This is a genomic window from Streptomyces sp. SID12501, assembly GCF_010550245.1.
Lineage (GTDB): Bacteria > Actinomycetota > Actinomycetes > Streptomycetales > Streptomycetaceae > Streptomyces.
This window is the reverse complement of the sequence record NZ_JAAGLU010000101.1, coordinates 1-1468: the sequence shown is the minus strand read 5'-3', so window position 1 is coordinate 1468 and position 1468 is coordinate 1. Positions and strand designations below refer to the sequence as shown.

1 protein-coding gene is annotated in these 1468 nt (G+C 69.4%); it reads right to left on the bottom strand.

From position 1 onward, the window contains the following. Positions 1-179 precede the first annotated feature (179 nt). Entirely contained in the window at positions 180-1409 is a 1230-nt protein-coding gene (locus G3I71_RS44590; RefSeq protein WP_343243280.1) for an IS701 family transposase, read from the bottom strand. Positions 1410-1468 lie beyond the last annotated feature (59 nt).

Genomic DNA, 1468 nt, shown 5'->3' with positions numbered 1-1468 from the left:
GTACTACAGCCGTGACTCGCGATCTCGCTTGTCGCGGGTGGCGTAGTGGCAGCGTTGTGCGCGTGCTTGGTGGGTTCGGCGCCAGTGCGACTGGATGATCACGATCGCCGGTGGTGGCGGTGTGGTGGCCCAGACGAGCCGGTTGAGCAGGCGGCGGATCTCCTCGGCGGTGTAGCGGATCAGCTTTTCAACGCGGCCCGACGGGCCCCCTTTTCGGGAGCCTGGGCAGGGTCGGCCGGTGCGCGCAAGTCGTGTCCGTCGGGCTCCTGGAGGTGGCGGCTGCGGGTGTCGGTGATCGTGAGGAAGGCGAGGGCGGCCATGGAAAGGGTGATGTGGCGGTGCCAGGCGTCCCAGGTGCGGACCTCGTAGTGGTCCAGGCCGCAATCGGACTTCGCGGTCTCAAAACAATCTTCGATGGACCAGCGCAGGCCCATCACGCGGACGATCTCGCCGATCGGGGTGCCGGCTTTGGCGTGCACGGCGCAGTAGGCGACCTGGCTGGGGTCGGTGATCGAGCGTCGCACCAGCAGCAGGTGGACATGGCCGCGTCGGGGGCCACCTTCGGCGCCGCCGGGCCAGGTGACGTCGGCCAGTGCCCAGTCGTAGGAGCGCAGGCCCTTGGCTCCGGCACCGCAGGAGCGGCGTTCGAAGATCAGCGGGATACCGGCGGCCAGCTTGTCCACGCGCCAAGGCCCGGTGCCGTGGGTGGACACCGTCTCGTCCACCGGGACGGCCATGACATAGGGGATGCGGCGGCGCTCCAGTGCGGCGCGGAGTTTGCGGTCCTGGCCGTAGGCGCTGTCCGCGGCCACCCAGCCGAAGGGCACTTTGACCCGGCGGCACCGCTCGACCATGCGCCGGCCCAGTTCCGGTTTGGTCACCACCGCCTTCGCGCGCGCTCGGGGAATGTGCTGGGTGCGGCAGCGGCCGGCGTCGGCGCACCAGGCGGCGGGCAGGTACAACTCGCGGTCGATCAACGCGCGTCCGGTGTCGGTGGCGTACGCGCAGAACACCGCGACCTGGCAGTTCTCGATCTGGCCGGTGATCCCGGCGTACTGCGGGGCCACCCCGGCCGACATCCGGCCCTTCTTCAAGAACGCCGTCTCATCCAGTACCAGCACCCCGTCCGGCCGGGCCAGGAACTGGACGACGAACGACCGCAGGGCGTCACGGAGTTGATCCGCGCACCAGGTCGAGCGGGCCAGGAACCACTGGACCCGGTCCGGACTCGGATGCCCGACGTGCTCGGCGATCTGCCACCCGTTCTTGCGCTCGACCGGCGCCACCAGCGCCTTCACATAGGCCATCGCCATCCGGCGCGGCTCGACCCGCCCGAAGACACCCGCCAGAGAGGCGAAGAAGTCATCGAACCAGCCCGCCCACACCTGCACCGCCCGCTCCGTACTCACGGACAGGTCAACGCATCACACGGCTACCAGACACGGACACGAGTCACGGCTGTAGTACC